This is a genomic window from Cellulosimicrobium composti (assembly GCF_010287905.1).
Taxonomy (GTDB): Bacteria; Actinomycetota; Actinomycetes; order Actinomycetales; family Cellulomonadaceae; genus Cellulosimicrobium; species Cellulosimicrobium composti.
Genome location: NZ_JAAFAN010000071.1, coordinates 1 through 19,584, shown reverse-complemented (window position 1 = coordinate 19,584; position 19,584 = coordinate 1). Strand labels below are relative to the sequence as shown.

The window sequence follows — 19,584 nt, the reverse complement described above, 5'->3', positions numbered from 1 at the left end:
CCCCGGCGCCCCCCCCGGCGCGGGGCCCCCCCCGCCCCCGGGGGGGTTGGTGTTTTTCGCCGGCTAAAAACCACCCCAACCCGGGCGCTCGACCGCGAGAAGGGCCGTACTCGCTGCGAGACTGTTCCGGTGACCACGCCGACCCCCGACGACCGGCCCGTCGCCGGCGTCCTGCTCACGCCCGGGGCCGGCGCGAGCCGCGACCACCGCGCGCTCGTCGCGATCGACGACGCGCTCGCCGCGCTCGACCCGCCCCTGCCGGTGCGCCGCGTCGACTTCCCCTACCGGATCGCCGGCAAGCGGATGCCCGACCGGCCACCGGTCGCGGTCGCGCACGTGCGCGACGAGGCGGAGGTGTTCGCCGCCGAGCTCGGCACCACGACCGACCGCCTCGTGCTCGGCGGGCGGTCGTACGGCGGGCGCATGTGCTCGATGGCCGTCGCCGAGGGCCTGCCCGCGGCCGGGCTCGCCCTCGTCAGCTACCCCCTGCACCCACCGGGCAAGCCCGAGCGGCTGCGGACCGAGCACCTCCCCGACCTCCGCGTGCCGGTCCTGTTCGTGTCGGGCCGTACCGACCCGTTCGCGACACCGGACGAGCTCGCCGAGCACACCGCCGTGATCCCCGGGCCGGTCACGCGCGTGGAGCTGCCCGGCGCGCACGACCTCAAGGGCCAGGACGCCGCGGTCTGCGAGGCCCTCGTCGCGTGGCTCGCGACGATCGGCACCTGACCAGCCGTCGCCACCGGCCGCCCGACCGCCGGAGCCGCCCGGCCCGCGCGACGAGCCCCGACGACAGGGCTTTCCTGTGGCACGGCCGCACTGCGTACGATGTGCCGCGGACCACGCTCGTGCCGATCCGGAGGTGATGATGCGCGCCGCTGGCCGTCTGCTCGCCCTCGCGACCCTCGGGGTCGTCACGGCCGCGGTGACGGCGGCCCCGGCGGCCGCCGAGGACCGCGACGGCGGGGGCGGCCTCACCGTCACCGTGGACGCCGTGACGTTCGACCCGAGCAGGCTGCGCGACGCCTCCGGGTGGCTCGGGTACGTCGTCACGAGGCCCGACGGGTCGCACGCCCGCAGCCTGGGCGACGGCTACTCGCGCGAGGACGCGGCCGACGGCGTCCTGGAGCTCGACGTGCCCCGCCGGGGCCCGTACCAGGACGGGTACTGCATCAGCTGGGTGCTCGTGACGGGCATCGACCGGCAGTTCGCCGGGTGGAACGGCGACGCCGCGGTCTGCACGACGGCGGCCGCCTCGCCCGCTCCCGCACCCACGACGCCGCCCACGACGCCGACCCCCGCGCCGTCGACCGAGGCCCCCACGCAGGCCCCGCCGCCCGCCGACACGCCCGCCCCGGCGACCGAGGAGCCACGGGAGCCCGTGGCCGCGCCCGAGCCGGAGACCACCGCGGAGCCGACGCCGGACCCGACGCCCGAGGCGCCCGTCGAGCCGACCCCGACCGCGGAGCCCTCGACCCCGGAGCCGGAGCCCTCGCGCACGCCGCTCGTGTCGGTGGCGGAGCGCATGCCCCCGCCCCCGCCCGCCGCGGAGTCCTTCCCGGTCTTCGCCGTGGTCGGTGTCGGCGGCCTCGTCGCCGCCGCGGCCGGCGGCGCGATCCTCCTCCTGCGCCGCGTCGGCTGAGCCGTCAGGCGCGCGGTGCGGGCGACGCCCCGTTCCGTGCCGCCCGCCGCTCCCAGCGCGCGCGCTCGTCCACGTCGCCCGCCGTGTAGTCGGCGTCGTCGGGGTCGTGGGCGGCGACCACGGGGCGCCCGGGGGCCGTCGCCCGGTCGCGGCGCCGGGGCGTCCCGGTCGCGCGCGCCGTCGTCCTGGGGGCCGGCAGGGTGTCGACCATCACGTGTCCTCGTCTCGTCCGGCGATCCTCGCCCCAAGACAACCCTGCCCGGGCAGACGCCCGGTGACCGGGCGCTGTCCTGCGGGCGAACTCTCCGGGACGACGCCCGACCGCGCCGGGCGCTGCCGCCGGGCGTCGCCGCCGAGCGAGGCCGGACGACCGTCGGACCGGCCGCACCCGGCCCACCCTGCCGGACGACACCCGGGAACGACGAAGCCCTGGCCAGCGTTTCCGCTGGCCAGGGCTTCGTGTCGGAGCCGCCTGTGGGAATCGAACCCACGACCTATTCATTACGAGTGAATCGCTCTGCCGACTGAGCTAAGGCGGCGTGCTGCACCCCGGTCCGCTCCGCGAACCGCTGGCAACGAGCGCCTACTGTACCCAACGACCGGGCCAGATTCCAAAGCGGCCCCGTGGACCGCCCGCGGGCGCTCTCCGCGTCAGCAGCGCAGCCCGTCCTCGGGCACCGTGCCGTCCACGAGGTAGGCGTCGACGGCGTCGCCCACGCACGCGTTGGAGCGCCCGTACGCGGTGTGGCCCTCGCCCTCCCACGTGAGGAGGACGGCCGAGTCGAGCGTGTCCGCGAGACCCTCCGCCCACACGTACGGGGTGGCCGGGTCGTTGGTCGTGCCGATGACGACGATCGGCGCGGCACCCTCGGCGTGCAGGTCGAACTCCGGCTCGGCGGCGGGGAACGGCCATCCCTCGCACGTGAGCCCGCCGAACGCGAAGAACGTGCCCATCGTCGGGGCGGCCTCCTCGAGGCGCTCGAGCTGGGCCTGCATCGCGGCGGGGTCGTCGTCCTGACGGCCGTCGAGGCAGTTGACCGCGCGGAACGCCTCGGTCGAGTTCGAGGAGTACGTCCCGTCGGGGTTGCGGTCGTTGTAGAAGTCGGCGAGGTAGAGCAGCAGGTCGCCCGTGCCCTCGTCGAAGGCCTCGGTGAGCGCCTGCGTCAGCACGGGCCAGCTCTGGTCGTTGTACAGGGTCACCGCGACGCCGTAGAAGGCGAGCGTCTGCGTCACGCGGCGCCCGGAGTCGGTGCGCAGCGGGTTCGACCTCGCGGCGTCGAGCAGCGCCCGGACCTGGCGCATGCCCTGGTCGGCGTCGCCGCGCAGCGGGCACCCCTCGCCCGCCTGGCAGTCCTCGACGTACGCGCGCAGCGCGTTCTCGAAGCCGACGGCCTGCTGCTCGGAGATCGTGTCCGGGTCGAGCGACGTGTCGATCGCGCCGTCGAGCACGAGGCGTCCCACCTTGTCCGGGAAGAGCCCTGCGTACGTGGCGCCGAGCTGGGTGCCGTACGAGTAGCCCAGGTAGGCGAGCTTCTCGTCGCCGAGCACGGCCCGCAGCATGTCCATGTCCCGTGCGGCGCTCTGGGTGTCCACCTGGCCGAGGAGGTCGCCCGTGTTCTCGGCGCACGCCTCGGCCCAGGCGCGGCGGTCCTCCGCGAGCGCCTCGAGCCCCGCCTCGTCGGTGTCGAAGTCGCGCGAGAGCGACTCGTCCTTGGCCGCGTCGTCGAGGCACACGACGGGCGAGGACTCGCCGACGCCGCGCGGGTCGAACCCGACGAGGTCGTAGGCCTCGGTGACGCGGTCGCCGACCATCGGGGCGAGGCTCGTGACGAACTCGATGCCGGACGCCCCGGGTCCGCCGGGGTTGGTGAGCAGCGAGCCGATGCGCTCCCCGCTCGCGGGCCGGCGCTTGACCGCGAGCTCGATCTCGCCCGCGGACGGGTCCTGCCAGGAGAGCGGGGCACGCGCCGTCGCGCACTCCCAGCCCGCGCCGCAGTCCTCCCACGCAAGGCTCTGCCCGTAGAAGTCCTCGAAGCCCTCCGGGCCGGTCTCGCCCGTGCCCGACGCGGAGGTCGCGACGTCCTCGACGGGGGTCTGCTGCTTGGGCGGCACCGAGCACGACGCCGCCACGAGGGCCAGCACGAGGGTCACGGCGCAGGCCAGGGCACGTCGAGCGGGGCGCGAGGCGGGGGACGTCGTCACCCGGACACGGTAGCCGCTCCCCCGGTGCGCGCAGGACGGTCGGCCGGTCGCGGAGCCGTCCTTTCACGCGCTCTTCACGGCGCGGGTCGCTACTCCTCGACCCAGGCCCACTCGCCGGCGGCGCCGTCCGCGGCGGGCGGTACGACGACGGTCCCGCGGTCCCCGAGCACGACGCTCACCTCGGCGCCCGGGTCGACGTCGTCCGGCACCCCGACGACGGACGTCGCGGGCACGTAGTCCATGGTGCACGGCGTGGTCGGGTCGATCTCGACGAACGTCACCACGACCTCGTCCCCCCGGACCGCGGCCTCGTCCTCGGCGAGCACCGGGCAGCTGCTCGACCCGTAGGAGACGACGAGCAGGAGCCCGGGCTCGGCGCTCCAGGCCGCGCCGGTCCCGCCCTCGGCGGGCGCGTCCACGCCGGGCGGCAGACCCGTGCCGTGCGCCCCGGCCACGACGTCCATCGTCGCGGCGTCCGGCAGGCCCTCCTCCTCGCCGGTCGCGTCGTCCGACGGCTCGTCGGACGGCTCGTCGCTCGGCTCGGGCGACTCCTGCGTGGTGGCGGTGCCGTCACCGCCGCCGTCGGTCTCGGACGCGCACGCGCCGAGCAGCGCGACGGCGAGGGCGAGGCCGAGCGCGGACGCGGCACGGGCGGGGCGGGGCGCGGGGCGACGGGCGGGGGTCATCGGGACTCCTCGGTCGGCGGCGGGTGCGACCATCGTGCTCCCCGGCCGGGCGTTCTGCGCGGCGAACCGCTGGCGCGTCGCCGGGTGGGCCGCGCCCGGTTCACCCCGCCTCGCCGGGCACGAACCGCCCCGCCTCGCTAGGTTCGCCGTGACGGCGCGCGGCAGCAGGCCGTGCGCGCTACGGGGATACGTCGAGAAAGGGCGCGACCGTGGACTTCTGGGACTTCTTCTGGCTGCTCGTGTGGAGCTTCTTCTTCATCGCCTACCTCATCGTGCTCTTCCAGATCATCGCGGACCTGTTCCGCGACCATGAGCTGTCCGGGTGGTGGAAGGCCGTGTGGATCATCTTCCTCATCTTCCTGCCCGTGCTGACCTCGCTCGTCTACCTCATCGCCCGCGGTCGCGGCATGGCCGAGCGGCAGGCCGCGGCGGTGGCCCAGGCCAAGCACGAGACCGACTCGTACATCCGCCAGGTGGCGCACACGTCACCGGCCGAGCAGATCTCGCACGCGAAGTCCCTCCTGGACTCGGGAGCCATCACCCCGGAGGAGTTCGCCCAGCTCAAGGCGAAGGCGCTCGCCTGACGCGACGTCACGCCCGACGGGCCGGGTGCACCCGCGTGCGGGCGCACCCGGCCCGTTCCACGATCGAGGCATGACCCGCTTCGGCTACACCCTCATGACCGAGCAGTCCGGCCCGCGCGCGCTCGTGGAGCACGCGGTCGACGCGGAGCGCGTCGGCTTCGACTTCGAGGTGATGAGCGACCACTACTTCCCGTGGCTCGACGCCCAGGGCCACTCCCCGTACGCGTGGAGCGTGCTCGGCGCCGTCGCCCAGGCGACCGAGCGCGTCGGGCTCATGACGTACGTGACGTGCCCGCTCATGCGCTACCACCCGGCCGTCGTCGCGCAGAAGGCCGCGACGGTCGCGCTCCTGTCCGACGACCGCTTCACCCTCGGGCTCGGCGCGGGCGAGAACCTCAACGAGCACGTCGCGGGCGAGCGCTGGCCCGCGGTCGGCGAGCGGCACGACATGCTGGAGGAGGCGGTGGAGATCATCCGGTCGCTGCTCGACGGCGAGCGCCTCACCTTCGAGGGGGTCCACTACCGGGTCGACTCCGCGAGGCTGTGGGACCTGCCCGACGAGACGGTGGAGATCGGCGTCGCCGTGTCGGGGCCGCAGTCGGTCGAGCGGTTCGCGCCGCTGGCCGACCACCTCGTGACCACGGAGCCCGACGCGGACGTGGTGCAGCGGTGGTCCGCGGTCCGGGGCCGTGCCGACCTCGCCGCGTCGCGCGTCGTGGGGCAGATGCCGATCTGCTGGGACCCGGACGAGGAGGTCGCCGTCGCACGGGCGCACGAGCAGTTCCGCTGGTTCGGGGGCGGCTGGCGCGTCAACGCGGACCTGCCGACGACGGAGGCGTTCGACGCGGCGACGGCGTTCGTGCGCCCGGAGGACGTGGCGGAGGCGATCCCGTGCGGCCCCGACCTCGACGCGGTCGTCGAGGCGGCGTCCGCCTGGTGGGAGGCCGGGTTCACCGACCTGGCGCTCGTCCAGGTGGGCGAGGTCGGGCAGCGCGAGTTCCTCGCGGACGCCGCGGGGCCGCTGCTGGAGAAGCTCCGCGCGGCGGCCCCGACGGCGTAGCGCGTCAGGCGCGCGCCGCCTCGGGCGCGTACGAGCCGGACTCGAGCTCGTCGGCGAGCGTGCCGCGGCGCGGGCTCCACCCGAGCTCGACGGAGCGCTGCGCGCGCGGCGCCTGGTCGAGCAGGAGCGCGTCGGCGAGCGCCGCGCCGAGCCGCTCGCGCGTCTGCTCGACGGTCTGCGGCACGACGACGCCGCCCAGCCCCGCGGCCCGGCTCGCCGCCTCGCCGAGCGAGCGGACGGTCGGGTTCTCGGCCGTCGTGCCGAGCAGGTGGCCGCGCGCCCCGCGCTCGAGGGCGAGCGCGTAGAGCTCGGCGAGGTCGTCGACGTGCACGACCGACCACCGCTGCGTGCCGTCGCCCACGAGGGCGAGCCCCGTGCCGTCGGGCCCGTCGACCCGCGGCGCCCCGGCGAGGAGCGTCGGCAGGCCGCGCCCGTGCCCGTAGACGACGCCGGGCGCCACGACGGACGCGACGACGTCCTGCGCGAGCAGGTGCTCCTCGACGGCGACGCGCCACGCGACGATCGCGGGCGGGTCGGCCGGCGCGTCGTCGGTGCCCCCGGCGCCGCTGCCGTGCTTCCACACGCCGCTCGTGTGCACGAACGGTCGCGTCGTGCCGCCGTAGGCCCGCGCGACGGCCGCCACGACGGCGCGGTCGAGGGCCTCGTTCGTCCCGTCGTCGGGCGCCGCGGTGTGGATCGCCCCGTCCGTCGCGGCGAGCGCGGCGGCGAGCGCGTCGACGTCGTGCACGTCCGCGTGCAGGGGCGTCGCCCCGGCGTCCGCCACGGCCGCGGCGGACGCCTCGGACCGCACGAGCGCGGTGACCTCGTGCCCGCGGTCGCGCAGCTCCCGCAGCACGGCCGACCCGATGAAACCGGTCCCACCGGTGAGCAGCACCTGCATGTCGTACCTCCCGTGTCGTTCGGCGGCCGGCTCTCGGCCGAGCGGCACGGTATCCGACAGGTACTGGTGACTTCACCGTGCCATACTTCCCGGATGGATACCATGGCGCGCTCCCGGGGCCGACGGGGCGGCGACGACGTCTCGCCTGGTGGACCGGACGTCTTCTCGGTCGACTGCCCGAGCCGCCTCGTCGTCGAGCGGATCGGCGACAAGTGGACGCTGCTCGTCTTCATGGCGCTGCGCCGGCGCGTGCTGCGGTTCGGCGAGCTGCGCGACCTCGTGGGTGCCGTGACGCCGAAGGTCCTCACGCAGACGCTGCGCTCGCTCGAGCGGGACGGCCTCGTCACCCGCACCGTCTACGCCGAGGTCCCCCCGCGCGTCGAGTACGCGCTCACCGACCTCGGGCGGTCCCTCCTCGGCCCGATCGACGCGATCCGCGCGTGGTCCGAGGAGAACGGCGAGCGCATCGCCGCGTCGAGGGCGGCCGCCGCCGCCCGAGTCGGCGCGTGAGCGCACGCCGCCGCACCCACGCCGCCAGCCGCCTCCCGGCGCTCCCCTGTTCCTGTTCGCTCTCGCGGTCGGCGCGGCGTCGTCCACCGTGCCCGGACGCCTCGGCGACCGCCTCGACGCGGTCGCGACGGTCCTCGTCGCGCTCGCGGTCGTGGCCGTCCAGGCGCTCGTCGACCGTCGGCAGCGCCGACGTCGCGGACAGGACCGTGGCGGTCGCGCACCGCTCGGGAGCGCGCGGGTCGACCCCGGGCGCCGCCGCTGAGGGCGGGCGCCTGCGACGCTCGTCGGGGCGTCAGCCCTGAGGCCGCAGCGCGACGACCATCGCCTCGACCGCGAGCAGCGGGGCCACGTTGCCCTCCAGCCGCTCGCGCGCGACGCCGATCGCGTCCATCCTCCGCACCGTCTGCTCGGGCGTGGAGTCCTCGGCGAGCGAGCGCACGGTCTCGGCGAGCTCGGTGTTGACGAGCTCGACGTCCGCGCCGAGCTGGACCACGAGCACGTCGCGGTAGAGCGAGAGCAGGTCCACCATCGCGCGGTCGAGCACGTCGCGCTGGTGCCGCGTCGCGCGCCGCTTCTGGTCCGCCTCGAGGTCGCGCAGCTGGGAGCGCAGGCGCGGCGGCAGCGTCTCGCCGTCGGCGACGCCGAGCGTGCGCAGCAGCTCGGCCTTCTCCGCCGCGTCGCGCTCCTCCGTCGCCGCCTTCGCCTCCGCCTGCGCGAGGTCCACGAGCTCGCCCGCCGCGAGCACGGCGTCACCCACGCCCCGCACGCGACGCGCGAGCGAGAGCACGGACGTCCGCCGCTCGCGCGCGCCCGCGTCCCGCGCGAGCCGCCGCGCGAGCCCGATGTGGCTCTGCGCCGCGCGCGCCGCCACGAGCGCGACGTGCTCGTCGACGCCGTCGCGCTGCACGAGCAGCCCGGCCACGGCCTCGACGGGCGGCACGCGCAGCACGACGCCCCGGCACCGCGACCGGATGGTCACGAGCACGTCCTGCGGGCTCGGCGCGCACAGGATCCACACCGTGTGCGGGGACGGCTCCTCGATCGCCTTGAGCAGCACGTTCGTCGTGCGCTCCGCCATGCGGTCGGCGTCCTCGACGACGATGACGCGACGCCGGCCCTGCGAGGGGCTGCGGCTCGCGACCGTCACGAGGTCGCGCACCTCGTCGATCCTGATCGTCACGAGCTCGGTCGCGACGAGGGTCACGTCCGGGTGCGTCCCGGCGAGGGTCGTGCGGCACGCGGCGCACCGACCGCAGCCGCCCTGCTCGCACTGCAGCGCGGCCGCGAACGCGCGCGCCGCGTTGGAGCGGCCCGAGCCGGGCGGCCCGGTGAGCAGCCACGCGTGCGTCATCGCGGCCGGGTCGGTCGCCGCGGCGCGCAGCGTCGCGACGGCGTCCTCCTGCCCGACGACGTCGTCCCAGACGCTCATGCGCTCGCCGCCCCGCCCTCGCCCGCGGGGCCCGCGGCGGCACCGGGCGCCAGTCCCCGGCCCGGCTCGTAGCCGATCGCGCTGTCGGAGTCGTCGAAGCCGTCGTCGGGCGCGGCGGCGACCGTGTCCTCGGCCTCCTCGACGACGGGCGTGAGCTCGAGGCGCGCGGCGACGTCCACCCGGATCTGCGCCTGGAGGTCGTCGACGGACGCGGAGGCGTCGAGCACGACCCAGCGGTCGGGGTCCGCCGCGGCGCGCGCGAGGAACGCCTCGCGCGTGCGGCGGTGGAACTCCGAGCCCGCGCGCTCGAGCCGGTCGTGCTGGCGGCGGATCCGCGCGGCGGCCTCGGCCGGGTCGAGGTCGAGCAGGATCGTGACGTCCGGCATGAGGTCCTGGACGGCCCAGCGCGAGATGAGCTCGACCTCGTCCGCGCCGAGCTCGCGCCCCCCGGCCTGGTACGCGACGGACGAGTCGAGGTAGCGGTCCGTCACCACGATGGCGCCGCGCTCGAGCGCGGGGCGCACGAGGCTCGCGACGTGGTGGGCACGGTCCGCCGCGTAGAGCAGCGCCTCGGTGCGCGCGTCCATGTCCTGGCCGTGGAGCACGGCGGCGCGCAGCTCCTTGCCGAGCTCGGTGCCGCCCGGCTCGCGGGTGAGCACGACCTCACGGCCCGTGAGCTCGCCCAGCCACCGCCCGAGCAGGCGCGCCTGCGTCGACTTGCCGACGCCGTCGCCGCCCTCGAAGGAGATGAAGTACCCGGGTGCGCTCACGGCGACCACCCTAGCCGCGACGTCGGACACGCGGCGGGGCTCCGGTGGTCCCCGCCGACCGCGCGCGGCGGCCCGGGATAGCCTCGGCCCATGCCCGACCCCTCGCCCGCTGCCCTGCCGTCCCCCGGCGTCGCGTTCGCCGACCGCACGTTCGACGCCGTGCTGTTCGACATGGACGGCACCCTCATCGACTCCGTCCCGGCCGTCGAGCGGTCGTGGCGGCGCTGGGCCGCGGAGCACGGCCTGCCCGACGCGGACGAGTTCCAGGTCCAGCACGGCACCCCCGCGCGCACGCTCATCGCCGCGCTGCTGCCCGAGGACCGCGTCGAGGCCGCGTACGACCGCATCCACGCGCTCGAGCTCGACGACAACGAGGGCGTGACGATCCTGCCCGGCACGCGCGACGCGCTCGCCGCGCTGCCGCCCGAGCGGTCGGCGATCGTCACGTCGTGCACGCGCCCCCTCGCGGCGGCGCGCATGGCCGCGTCGGGCCTCGTCGCGCCGTCGGTGGTCGTCACGGCCGACGACGTCGCGCACGGCAAGCCGGACCCGGACCCGTTCCTGCTCGGCGCCCGGCGACTCGGCGTGGACCCGCGCCGGTGCCTCGTCGTGGAGGACGCCCCGGCGGGCGTCGCGTCGGGTCGGGCGGCGGGGTGCGCCGTGCTCGTCGTGACCGGCACGCACTCGGCGGACGAGCTCGCGGCCGCGTCCCCGGCGCCCGACGCGCTCGCGGCGGGCCTGGCGGCGGTGCGCTTCGTCGTCGGGCCCGACGGCGTCCGCGTCACCGACGCCTGACCCCCTCGCCGAACATGGGGTTGCCTCCCGTCCTCGTCCCCTGACGCGCCGGAACCGCATGTTCGGCGGGCAGCAGACGCATGCTCGTCAGTAGACGCCCGCGCGCAGCGCGGCGGCGACCACCTTCGACGCGGCGGCGTGGACCTCGGCGAGCTCGTCGAGGCCGAGCCCGGTCGCGGCGACGATCGCGGGCGGGATCCGCTCGGCGTCGCGACGCCGGGCCCGCCCCTCGGCGGTGAGCGTCACGCGGACCTGGCGGCCGTCGTCGGGCGAGCGCGACCGGCGCACGTAGCCGAGGGCCTCCAGCCGCTTGAGGAGCGGCGAGAGGGTGCCGGCGTCGAGGTGCAGCCGGCCCGCGAGGTCGCCCACGGTCGACGTCGCCCCCGCCGCGTCGTCCTGCCACAGCGCGAGGAGCACGAGGTACTGGGGGTGCGTGATGCCGAGCGGCTCGAGGAGCGGCCGGTAGAGGGCGACCATGCCGCGGGCCCCCGCGGAGAGCGCGAAGCACACCTGCGCCTCGAGCGCGAGCGGGTCGACGGTCGCCGCACCCGCTCCGGCCGTGCCCGTGCCCGTGCCCTCGACCTCGTCACCCGCCATGCGCGTCATCGTACCGAGCGGAGCGCTATCCTTGGTACACCAATCATTGGTGCACCAAGGACCGTGCGGGCACCCGCACCCACCCAGCAGCGGAGGACCACCGTGGCGCGGAAGAACGACCGGCGCACGCTCGGCATGCGCATCACCGAGGGCTTCCTGCCGATCTTCGGGCCCGCGCAGGTCGGGCGGCAGGACGCCGACGGGCGCGGCGTGTCCGAGGCCGAGCGCGAGCGCGACCGGGAGCTGCGCACGCGGTTCGAGCGCGTGACCGGGCCCGACGGCCGCACCTACGTCGTCGAGCACACGGACTGACCCGGGCGGGTCCGGAGGGCCGCGCGGGACCGGCGGGTCGCGAGGTCGACCGGTCTACCCGGCCGACCCCGCCGGACCTCACTCGCCCGGGTAGACGACCCCGACCTGGCGGCGCACCTCGTCGAGCGTGCGCATGACCTCGAGCGTCGAGTCCCACGACATGCGGGGGCTCTGCGTCTCGCCCGCGGCGACGCGGCGCGCGACCTCGGCCGCCTGGTACTGCTTGCCCTCGCCCGAGAAGCCGTCGTAGTACCACGACGAGCCGTCGTGGCGGACGACCCGGAACGACGTCGGCGCGTAGAACGCCCCCTCGACCTCGATGCGGCCCGCGGTCCCGGAGACCACGGCCGTCGTCGCGGTCCGCGACCACAGCGTCGTCGAGAGCGTGGCCTGCGCGTCGCCGTAGCCGAGCACGACGCTCACCTGGCCGTCGACGCCCGTCTCGGTGAGCGAGCCCACCGCCGTGACCGACGCGGGCGCGCCCAGGAGGTCGTGCGCGAACGAGACCGGGTAGACGCCCAGGTCGAGCAGCGCGCCGCCCGCGAGCTCGGGTGCGTAGAGGCGGTGCGCCGGGTCGAACGCGAACCACTGCCCGTGGTCGGCGCTGAGGTTGACGACGTCCCCGATCTCGCCGCGCGCGATCACGCCGCGCAGCGCGGCCACGTGCGGCAGGAACCGCGTCCACATGGCCTCCATCACGAACACGCCGGCCTCGCGCGCGGCGTCGAGCACCTCGACGGCCTCGGCCTCGTTGCGTGTGAACGCCTTCTCCACGAGCACGTGCTTGCCCGCGGCGATCGCGAGCAGCGCGTGCTCGCGGTGGTGCGAGTGCGGCGTCGCGACGTACACGACGTCGACGTGCGGGTCCTCGACGAGCTCGTCGTAGCCGTGGTGCGTCGTCGGCACGCCGTGGGCGGTCGCGAAGCGCTCGGCGCGCACGCGGTCGCGCGAGCCGACGGACGCGACACGGCCCTGGGTGTGCACGCGCACGGCCTCGGCGAACGACGACGCGATGCCGCCCGCGCCGAGGATGCCCCACCGGATCGGGGGCGCGGTGCGCGGGTCGGGGACCGTTCCGGTCACGTCGGCGGACAGGTCGGGAAGGGGGTGGACGGCGGACCCTGCCGGGTGCGCGGCCGCCGGGGCGTCGGTGCTCATGGGGCTCACGCTATCCCGCTGACACCGCTGACGGCCGGGCCGTCCGTCCCGCTCCCCCGTACGGGTGGTGCGCACGGCCGCGCCACGCGCCACGATGGGGACCATGACGTCCCCCGCACCCCGGACCGCCGCCCCGACCGACGGCGCGGGCGCGCCCGAGCCGCGCGCGCGGGCCCGCGACCTCGTCAAGGTCTACGGCTCGGGCACGACGGCGGTGCGCGCGCTCGACGGCGTCGACGTCGACTTCGCGCGCGGACGGCTCACCGCGATCATGGGACCGTCGGGCTCCGGGAAGTCGACGCTCATGCACTGCCTCGCCGGTCTCGACTCCCCCACCTCGGGGAGCGTCGTCATCGACGGCCAGGAGATCAGCCGCCTCTCGCAGCGCCGCCTCACGGCCCTGCGTCGCACGCGCGTCGGGTTCGTGTTCCAGGCGTACAACCTCGTGCCGACGCTCACCGCCGCGGAGAACATCACCCTGCCGCTCGACATCGCGCGCGCCCCTGTGGATCGCGCGTGGTTCGACGAGGTCGTCGACGCCGTCGGTCTGCGCGACCGCCTGCACCACCGCCCGGCGGAGCTCTCCGGGGGCCAGCAGCAGCGCGTCGCGTGCGCGCGGGCGCTCGTCTCGCGGCCGTCGATCGTGTTCGCGGACGAGCCGACGGGCAACCTCGACTCGCGCTCCGCGGGCGAGGTGCTGACGTTCCTGCGCCGGTCCGTCGACGAGCTCGACCAGACGGTCGTCATGGTCACGCACGACCCGCGCGCGGCGTCGTACGCGCACCGCGTCGTGTTCCTCGCCGACGGCCGGCTCGCGGGCGAGCTGCACGACCCGACGCAGCAGGACATCCTCGACGCGCTCGCGCTCGCGGCGGACGACGGACCGCCCGCGGCCGGGACCGTCGCCCCGGGCGGTCCGAGCGCGCCGGTCGGGCGCCACGCGGCCCCGGCCGTCCCGGCCGACCCGGCCGACCCGGCATGATCCGCGTCGCGCTGCGGGGCGTGCGCGCGCACGTCGTGCGCTTCGTGCTCTCCGTGCTCGCCGTGACGCTCGGCGTCGCGTTCGTCGTGGGCACGTTCGCGTTCCGCGGCATGCTCTCCTCGACGTTCGAGGACATCATCGCGACCACGCTCACGGCCGACGTCTACGTGCGCGGGTCGCAGGAGGTCGCCGGGGACGCGACCGGACCGGGCGGCGGGGGCGGCGGCGGGACGGGCTTCACGGGCGACCGCACGCTCGTCCCGGCGGACCTGACGGCCGACGTCGAGGAGGTGGACGGCGTCGCGCGCGCCGTCGCGGACGTGTCCGGGCCCGTCGTCCTCGTCGCCGCCGACGGCACCGCCGTCGTCACGACGGGACCGCCCAGCACCGCGTTCTCCGTCGACCCGGAGGACCCGAGCCTCACGCTGCTCGACGGCGCGTGGCCGCAGCCGGGCGAGATCGTGCTCGAGCAGAGCGCGGCGGAGACGGCGGACCTCACGACCGGCGACCCGACGACGGTCGTGCTGGGCGGCGAACCGACGCCCGTGACGGTGTCCGGGGTCTTCGGGATCGAGGCGGCCGCGGCCGGGGCGGTGCTCGTCGGGATCGACGGCGAGACCGCCCGCGAGGTGTACGCACCGGACCAGATGGTGCCCCAGCTCGCGGTGTGGGCGACGCCGTCGTCCGGGCCCGTCGACGAGGACGCGCTCGCGGAGCGCGTCGGGGCGGTGCTGCCCGCGGGCGCGGAGGCCGTGACCGGCGAGCAGGCGCGGGCCGAGGCGAGCGAGGCCGTGGAGGAGGTGCTCGGGTTCGTCGAGACGTTCCTGCTCGTGTTCGCCGCGATCGCGCTCTTCGTCGGGGCGTTCATCATCGCGAACACGTTCGCCATGTCGGTGCGCGAGCGGCTGCGCGAGCTCGCGCTGCTGCGCGCGCTCGGCGCGTCCCCCGGGCAGGTGTTCGCGTCGGTGCTCGTGCAGGCGCTCGTCGTCGGGCTCGTGGGAGGGGGCCTCGGCGTCCTCGCCGGCGCGGGGCTCGTGCGCGTCATCCGGTGGGGTCTCGCGCTCGCCGGGATGGAGTTCTCGGGCCGCGTGCCGCTCGGCGCGCCGCAGGCCCTGGCGGCCGTCGCGCTCGGCGCGGTCGTCAGCGTGCTCGCGGCCGTCCTGCCCGCGCGGCGCGCCGCCGCGATCCCGCCCGTCCAGGCGATGCGCGACGACGTCGCGCCCGACCGCGGGACGGGCCTGCGGGCCGTGGGCGGGACCGTCCTCGTCGCGGCGGGCGCCGGGACCCTCTGGCTCGCCGCGTACCTCGGCGCGTCCGTGGCCGACGCCCCGACCGGCTGGGCGTGGGTCGACGACCTCAGCCCGCGCGTGCTCCTCGGCGTCGGCGCGGGGCTCGTCCTCGTGGGCGTGCTCGTCGGGTCCCCCGCGGTCGCGCGCGGCGTCCTCGCGGTGCTCGCGTGGCCGCTCGTCGTCGCGCTGCGCCCCCTCGGCCGCCTCGCGCGCGGCAACGTCACGCGCAACCCGCGCCGCACCGCGAGCACCGCGGGCGCCCTCCTCATCGGCATGGCGCTCGTGTCCGTGACGGGCGTCATCGCGGCCTCGACGCAGGCGTCGGTGCGGGGCATCGTCGAGAACGAGGTGCGGGCCGACCTCGTGGTCGACTCCGCGACGCTCGTGGTGCCCGAGGGCGCGGTCGAGGCCGTGACCGCCACGCCGGGCGTCGCGGTCGTCGACACCGTGCGGCTCGGGCTCGCGCCGGTCGCGACGGTGGACGGCGCCGGGGACGCGGGCGAGGCGCGCGGCACCGACGTCGCGGGCGTCCCCGCCGGGTTCTTCGACACCGCGCTCGACCCCGTGGCGCTCGCCGGGGACCCGACGTCGACGCTGGAGGACGGGGACGTGGTCGTGCACCGGCGCACCGCGCGCGAGCGCGGCTGGGAGGTGGGCGACTCCGTGCGGCTCGGCGAGGGCGGCGCCGCCGTCGAGGCGCGCGTGGGCGCGGTGATCGACAGCCAGCTCGTCGGGACGGGGATCCTCGTGCGCGACGACGTGTTCGACGCCGTCGTGCCGGCCGCGCAGGCGAGCGTGCGGATCGTCTACGTGTCCGCCGCGGACGGCGCGACCACCGCCGACGTGGAGGACCTGCGCGCGTCCCTGACGACCGCCGTCGAGCCGTTCCTCGTCGTGACGGTGCTCGACCGCGAGGACACGGCGTCGGCGTTCGCCGACCAGGTGAACCAGGTGCTCGTCATCCTGTACGCGCTGCTCGCGCTGTCGATCGTCATCGCGCTGCTCGGCATCGTCAACACGCTCGCGCTGTCGATCATCGAGCGCACGCGCGAGATCGGCCTGCTGCGCGCCGTCGGGCTCGGGCGGCTCCAGCTCGCCGGGGTCATCGCGATCGAGTCCGTGCTCACCGCGGTCTACGGGACGGTCCTCGGCGTGGCGACGGGCATCGGGATCGGCGCCGCCCTGCCGGGCGTCCTCGCCGACGAGGGGCTGAGCACGCTCGCCGTGCCGTGGGGGCAGGTGCTCGCGATCCTCGGGGTCGCCGTCGTCATCGGCCTCGTCGCGAGCGTCTGGCCGGCGATCCGCGCCGCCCGCCTACCGGTCCTCGAGGCGGTCACCGTCGAGTGACCGCCCCGGCGTCGAGCGTCACGGCGTGAGCGCGGGCGCGGGCTCCGGGTCCGGGGTGCGGTAGCGGCGCAGCGGGGCGTTGCGCCACGCGACGAGCCCGACGGCGGCGCTCGCCGCGAGCCCGCCCACGACGAGCGCGACCGGCGCGGACGTGAGCGACGCGAGCACGCCGCCCCGGAAGTTCCCGACCTCCGGGCCGGCGACGCCCACGACGTGCTCGACCGAGGAGACGCGGCCGCGGAACTCGTCGGGCGTCTCGAGCTGCACGAGCGCGCCGCGCGTCACGACGGACACCGTGTCCGCGGCGCCCGCGACGGCCAGGCACACGAGCGCGAGCCACAGCGACCCCGCGAGCCCGAAGCCCGCCAGGGCGACGCCCCACGTGGCCGCCGCGGCGAGCTGCAGGGCGCCCGACCGCGTCGCGCGCGTCACCGCGCCCGAGACGACGCCCGCCCCGATGCCGCCCACCGCGACGGCCGAGAGGAACAGGCCCAGGGTGCGCGGGTCGCCGTCGAAGCGGACCTCGTTGACGAGCGGGAAGAGCGAGACGGGCATCGCGAGCACCGTCGCCGCGACGTCGGTCGCGAAGGAGCCGCGCAGCGTCGGCCGGCGCCACACGATCGACCACCCGCCCGCTGCGGCCCGACGGCGCGGCGCGGCTCCCCCGGCCGGCGCGCCGTCGTCGTCGGGCGTGGCGGGGGCTGCCTGGCGCGCCGCGGCACCGGGACCGGCGGGCAGCGGGGGCAGCGGAGGCAGGCGCACGAGGCCGAGGAGCGCGACGGTCGCCGCCGCGGCCTGCACCCCGTACGCGACGGGCAGGTCCCAGCGCGCGAGCACGAGTCCCGCGAGCGCGGGGCCGACGAGCATCGCGACCTGGAACGCGAGGTTCTGCAGCGCGAGCCCTGCCGCGACCTGGTCGGGCGGCAGGAGGCGCGGCGAGACCGTCCGGCGGGCCGGCGACCCGAGCGCGTTGCACGCCGCGCCGAGGCTCACGAGCCCGAGGAGCACCCACACCGAGCGGTTGCCCGCGGCGGCCTGCGCGACGAGGCCGAGCGCGGCGAGCACCTGGCCCGCGGCGGCGAGGCGCATGATCGTGCGGCGGTCGTGGACGTCGGCGAGGTGACCGCCGACGAGGCCGAGCGTGAGCAGCGGGACCGCGCTGGCCAGGCCGATCGTGCCCGTCCACACGGGGCTGCGCGTGAGCTCCCACACCTGGAGCAGCACGGCGACCGTCGCGACCTGGAACCCGAGGCCGCCGACGGCCGAGCCCGCCCAGAGGTCGCGGTAGGCGCGGCTCGCCCGCAGTGGCCGCAGGTCGAGCACGTGGTGGCGCACGTCAGCGGTCCTCCGGTCGGGGGTAGCCCGCGGCGTCGAGACGCGCGGCGAGGCGCTCGCGCAGCGACCGGCGCTCGAGCACGCGCTCGAGCTCCGCGACGACGGCGCTCAGCGCGTGCGGGAGCTCGTCGTCGATCTCGGCGACGGACTCCTCGGTCGCGCGCCACTCGGCCTCGAGGAGCGGGACCAGCTCCCGCGCGCGCTCGGTGAGCGCCACGCGGCGCGTGCGCGCGTCCTCGCCCGGCGCCGTCTCGACGAGACCCTCGCGCCGCATCGCGGTGACCGTCTGGCTCATGGCCGAGTGGGTGCGGCCGAGCGACGCCGCGAGGTCGCGGATCGTCAGCGGCCCGGTGTGCGCGAGGCGGATCAGCGGGTAGACGAAGCGCGGTCGCACGCCCTCCACGCCACGGTCCGTGTAGACGGTCGCGATCTCGTCGTCGAGGCGGCGCAGGAGCGCGTGCAACGCGTCCCAGCGACCGGGGACGGTGGTCGGGTCGATCGATGTCACAGCACTGTTATAACAGCACTCACACGATTGCGGAAGCCACGCCGCCCATCGCGTCGCCTTCCGACGCGACGACCGGCCGCGGCGGACACCCGCCCGCCCGGAGTGCGGGGCCTGGCGCGCATCCGGACTAGGTTGCTCGGCTAACTAGATAGCCGTACTGTCTAGTCATGCGTTTCGACGAGCGTCTCGACCGCGAGCTCCTGCGCGGCGTCCTGCCGCTGTGCGTGCTCGCCGTGGTCGCGACCGACGGACCCACGTACGGCTACGCGATCACGCGCTCGCTCGCCGACGCCGGGCTCGGCACCGTGAAGGGCGGCACGCTCTACCCGCTGCTGCAACGGCTGGAGGACGACGGGCTCGTCACGACCTCCTGGCGCGAGGGCGACCGCGGACCGAGCCGCCGCTACTACGCCGTCACGGACGAGGGCCGCGTCGCCCTCGCGGACGCGGCCGCGCGCTGGGACGCCGTGACGGGTGCGGCGGGCACGCTCCTCGCGGGCTCGGCCGCACCCCCGCACGGCGACGCCGTCGTGCCTCCACGCGGGGACGCACCGCACCGCGGCGCCCCAGAGCACCCGCCCGGCGACCCGGAGGCCTCCGCCGACGCCGCCCACCCTGCCACCACCCCGGGAAGGACCCTCCGATGAGCGACACGAGCCGCTACACGATCGAGCGCCGCCACGCGCCGCACGTCGACCCGCGCTGGGCCGAGGCCCTGCTCCTGGAGCTGCGCCTCCAGGGCGTCGCGGGCGCGCGCATCGGCGCCGTGCTCGCGGAGGTGGACGCCCACGTCGTCGACTCGGGCGAGACCGCGCAGGAGGCGTTCGGCGACCCCGTCGCCTACGCGCGCTCGCTCGACCTGCCGGAGGACCCCGCGCAGTCGAGCTCGTCGATCGGGCGGACCGTCGCCGCCTCGGCCGTGCAGACCGTCGGGATGCTCGGCACCCTCTGGTCGCTGCGGCCCGCGCTCGACGGGACCCCGCTCGTGCTCCCGGCCGGGATGCTGCTCGTCCTCGTCGCCGCGCTCGCGGGCTTCGTCGGGCTGTGGCGTGCCGGCGACCGGGTGCTGCGCGCCGCGCTCGCGCACCCCGTGCTCACCGTCGTCGCGAACATGGTCGTGACGGCCGCGCTCGTGGGCGTCGCGGTCACGCTGCGCGAGCCGGTGGCGACCCTGCCCGCGGTCCCGGTCCTCGCCGGGGCTGCGCTCGCGCTCGTCGTCGGGACCGTCTGGAACCTGCGCCAGCAGGGCACCGGGGACCCCGTCGTCGACCCGCTCGACGACGCACCGGAGCAGCGCACCGACCGGACCGGGCGGTGGGGAGCGCTGCTCCTGCCCGTCGTGACGGTCGTCCTCGGGACGATCACAGTCCTAGCCCGCTGAACCCACCCGCCGCCCAAGCGGGGTTTGGGGGGGGGGGCCGGGGCCCGCCGCCCCCCCCCCCACGGGGGGGGGGGGGGGGGGCGGGGTGGGGGGGGG

At 76.4% G+C, this 19,584-nt stretch carries 22 protein-coding genes and 1 tRNA gene; 12 read left to right on the top strand and 11 right to left on the bottom strand.

All coding sequences use genetic code 11. From position 1 onward, the window contains the following. Positions 1–129: 129 nt before the first annotated feature. Both GYH36_RS16490 and GYH36_RS16485 read left to right on the top strand, forming a co-directional pair. Positions 130–729 (top strand): alpha/beta hydrolase family protein, encoded by a 600-nt coding sequence (locus GYH36_RS16490; RefSeq protein ID WP_162290408.1) that lies wholly within the window; start codon positions 130–132, stop codon positions 727–729. Positions 730–868: 139 nt separating this feature from the next. Beyond that, positions 869–1,642: a hypothetical protein gene (locus tag GYH36_RS16485; protein ID WP_162290399.1), complete on the top strand. Its 774-nt coding sequence runs from the start codon at positions 869–871 to the stop codon at positions 1,640–1,642. A 4-nt stretch (positions 1,643–1,646) separates the two neighbouring features. Here the strand turns inward: GYH36_RS16485 and GYH36_RS16480 are convergent, their stop codons facing one another. The 4 genes from GYH36_RS16480 to GYH36_RS16465 form a co-directional block, all read right to left on the bottom strand. Continuing rightward, positions 1,647–1,853 (bottom strand): hypothetical protein, encoded by a 207-nt coding sequence (locus GYH36_RS16480; protein WP_024838914.1) that lies wholly within the window; start codon positions 1,851–1,853, stop codon positions 1,647–1,649. Positions 1,854–2,108: 255 nt separating this feature from the next. Continuing rightward, positions 2,109–2,181 (bottom strand) — tRNA-Thr (locus GYH36_RS16475). Between the two features lie 112 nt (positions 2,182–2,293). Further along, on the bottom strand, positions 2,294–3,844 hold the full coding sequence (locus GYH36_RS16470) for an alpha/beta hydrolase (protein ID WP_034603109.1): 1,551 nt from the start codon (positions 3,842–3,844) through the stop codon (positions 2,294–2,296). Between the two features lie 89 nt (positions 3,845–3,933). Next, a complete protein-coding gene (locus GYH36_RS16465; RefSeq protein WP_115941956.1) occupies positions 3,934–4,530 on the bottom strand; it encodes a hypothetical protein in 597 nt (198 codons plus the stop codon). 209 nt (positions 4,531–4,739) lie between these two features. Here GYH36_RS16465 and GYH36_RS16460 point away from each other — a divergent pair, with 209 nt between their 5' ends. Together GYH36_RS16460 and GYH36_RS16455 are read left to right on the top strand one after the other, a co-directional pair. Further along, on the top strand, positions 4,740–5,114 hold the full coding sequence (locus tag GYH36_RS16460) for an SHOCT domain-containing protein (RefSeq protein ID WP_024838917.1): 375 nt from the start codon (positions 4,740–4,742) through the stop codon (positions 5,112–5,114). Between the two features lie 70 nt (positions 5,115–5,184). Next, on the top strand, positions 5,185–6,174 hold the full coding sequence (locus GYH36_RS16455) for a TIGR03557 family F420-dependent LLM class oxidoreductase (RefSeq protein WP_162290407.1): 990 nt from the start codon (positions 5,185–5,187) through the stop codon (positions 6,172–6,174). A gap of 4 nt (positions 6,175–6,178) precedes the next feature. Here the strand turns inward: GYH36_RS16455 and GYH36_RS16450 are convergent, their stop codons facing one another. Further along, entirely contained in the window at positions 6,179–7,075 is an 897-nt protein-coding gene (locus GYH36_RS16450) for an NAD-dependent epimerase/dehydratase family protein (protein ID WP_024838919.1), read from the bottom strand. Between the two features lie 93 nt (positions 7,076–7,168). On the opposite strand from GYH36_RS16450, the gene GYH36_RS16445 reads away from it, so the two are divergent. Together GYH36_RS16445 and GYH36_RS16440 are read left to right on the top strand one after the other, a co-directional pair. After that, positions 7,169–7,585, top strand: coding sequence for a winged helix-turn-helix transcriptional regulator (locus GYH36_RS16445; RefSeq protein WP_024838920.1), 417 nt, complete (start codon positions 7,169–7,171; stop codon positions 7,583–7,585). A gap of 88 nt (positions 7,586–7,673) precedes the next feature. Continuing rightward, positions 7,674–7,847: a hypothetical protein gene (locus GYH36_RS16440; protein ID WP_155858596.1), complete on the top strand. Its 174-nt coding sequence runs from the start codon at positions 7,674–7,676 to the stop codon at positions 7,845–7,847. 30 nt (positions 7,848–7,877) lie between these two features. On the opposite strand, the gene GYH36_RS16435 is transcribed toward GYH36_RS16440, so the two are convergent. Continuing rightward, positions 7,878–9,014, bottom strand: a complete 1,137-nt coding sequence (locus GYH36_RS16435; protein ID WP_162290406.1) for a DNA polymerase III subunit delta' — start codon at positions 9,012–9,014, stop codon at positions 7,878–7,880. Further along, on the bottom strand, positions 9,011–9,784 hold the full coding sequence (gene tmk / locus GYH36_RS16430) for a dTMP kinase (protein ID WP_162290405.1): 774 nt from the start codon (positions 9,782–9,784) through the stop codon (positions 9,011–9,013). The genes GYH36_RS16435 and tmk overlap by 4 nt, the downstream gene beginning before the upstream one ends. A gap of 90 nt (positions 9,785–9,874) precedes the next feature. Here tmk and GYH36_RS16425 point away from each other — a divergent pair, with 90 nt between their 5' ends. Continuing rightward, on the top strand, positions 9,875–10,579 hold the full coding sequence (locus tag GYH36_RS16425; protein ID WP_162290404.1) for an HAD-IA family hydrolase: 705 nt from the start codon (positions 9,875–9,877) through the stop codon (positions 10,577–10,579). A gap of 87 nt (positions 10,580–10,666) precedes the next feature. Here the strand turns inward: GYH36_RS16425 and GYH36_RS16420 are convergent, their stop codons facing one another. Next, positions 10,667–11,176, bottom strand: a complete 510-nt coding sequence (locus GYH36_RS16420) for a MarR family winged helix-turn-helix transcriptional regulator (RefSeq protein WP_197022525.1) — start codon at positions 11,174–11,176, stop codon at positions 10,667–10,669. A 102-nt stretch (positions 11,177–11,278) separates the two neighbouring features. Here GYH36_RS16420 and GYH36_RS16415 point away from each other — a divergent pair, with 102 nt between their 5' ends. Continuing rightward, on the top strand, positions 11,279–11,488 hold the full coding sequence (locus GYH36_RS16415; RefSeq protein ID WP_024838925.1) for a hypothetical protein: 210 nt from the start codon (positions 11,279–11,281) through the stop codon (positions 11,486–11,488). 78 nt (positions 11,489–11,566) lie between these two features. On the opposite strand, the gene GYH36_RS16410 is transcribed toward GYH36_RS16415, so the two are convergent. Further along, complete coding sequence (locus GYH36_RS16410) at positions 11,567–12,646, bottom strand: Gfo/Idh/MocA family protein (protein WP_081772131.1); 1,080 nt, start codon at positions 12,644–12,646, stop codon at positions 11,567–11,569. 103 nt (positions 12,647–12,749) lie between these two features. On the opposite strand from GYH36_RS16410, the gene GYH36_RS16405 reads away from it, so the two are divergent. Together GYH36_RS16405 and GYH36_RS16400 are read left to right on the top strand one after the other, a co-directional pair. Continuing rightward, positions 12,750–13,628, top strand: a complete 879-nt coding sequence (locus tag GYH36_RS16405) for an ABC transporter ATP-binding protein (RefSeq protein WP_024838927.1) — start codon at positions 12,750–12,752, stop codon at positions 13,626–13,628. Beyond that, on the top strand, positions 13,625–16,264 hold the full coding sequence (locus tag GYH36_RS16400) for an ABC transporter permease (RefSeq protein WP_162290403.1): 2,640 nt from the start codon (positions 13,625–13,627) through the stop codon (positions 16,262–16,264). Before GYH36_RS16405 ends, GYH36_RS16400 begins: the two co-directional genes overlap by 4 nt. An 18-nt stretch (positions 16,265–16,282) precedes the next feature. Here the strand turns inward: GYH36_RS16400 and GYH36_RS16395 are convergent, their stop codons facing one another. Beyond that, positions 16,283–17,599: an MFS transporter gene (locus GYH36_RS16395; protein ID WP_162290402.1), complete on the bottom strand. Its 1,317-nt coding sequence runs from the start codon at positions 17,597–17,599 to the stop codon at positions 16,283–16,285. A gap of 1 nt (position 17,600) precedes the next feature. Then, entirely contained in the window at positions 17,601–18,107 is a 507-nt protein-coding gene (locus GYH36_RS16390) for a MarR family winged helix-turn-helix transcriptional regulator (protein WP_024838930.1), read from the bottom strand. A 167-nt stretch (positions 18,108–18,274) separates the two neighbouring features. Between GYH36_RS16390 and GYH36_RS20410 the strand changes: the two genes are divergently transcribed. Both GYH36_RS20410 and GYH36_RS16380 read left to right on the top strand, forming a co-directional pair. After that, positions 18,275–18,754 (top strand): PadR family transcriptional regulator, encoded by a 480-nt coding sequence (locus tag GYH36_RS20410; protein WP_162290401.1) that lies wholly within the window; start codon positions 18,275–18,277, stop codon positions 18,752–18,754. Continuing rightward, on the top strand, positions 18,751–19,488 hold the full coding sequence (locus GYH36_RS16380; RefSeq protein ID WP_162290400.1) for a hypothetical protein: 738 nt from the start codon (positions 18,751–18,753) through the stop codon (positions 19,486–19,488). The genes GYH36_RS20410 and GYH36_RS16380 overlap by 4 nt, the downstream gene beginning before the upstream one ends. Positions 19,489–19,584: the final 96 nt, after the last annotated feature.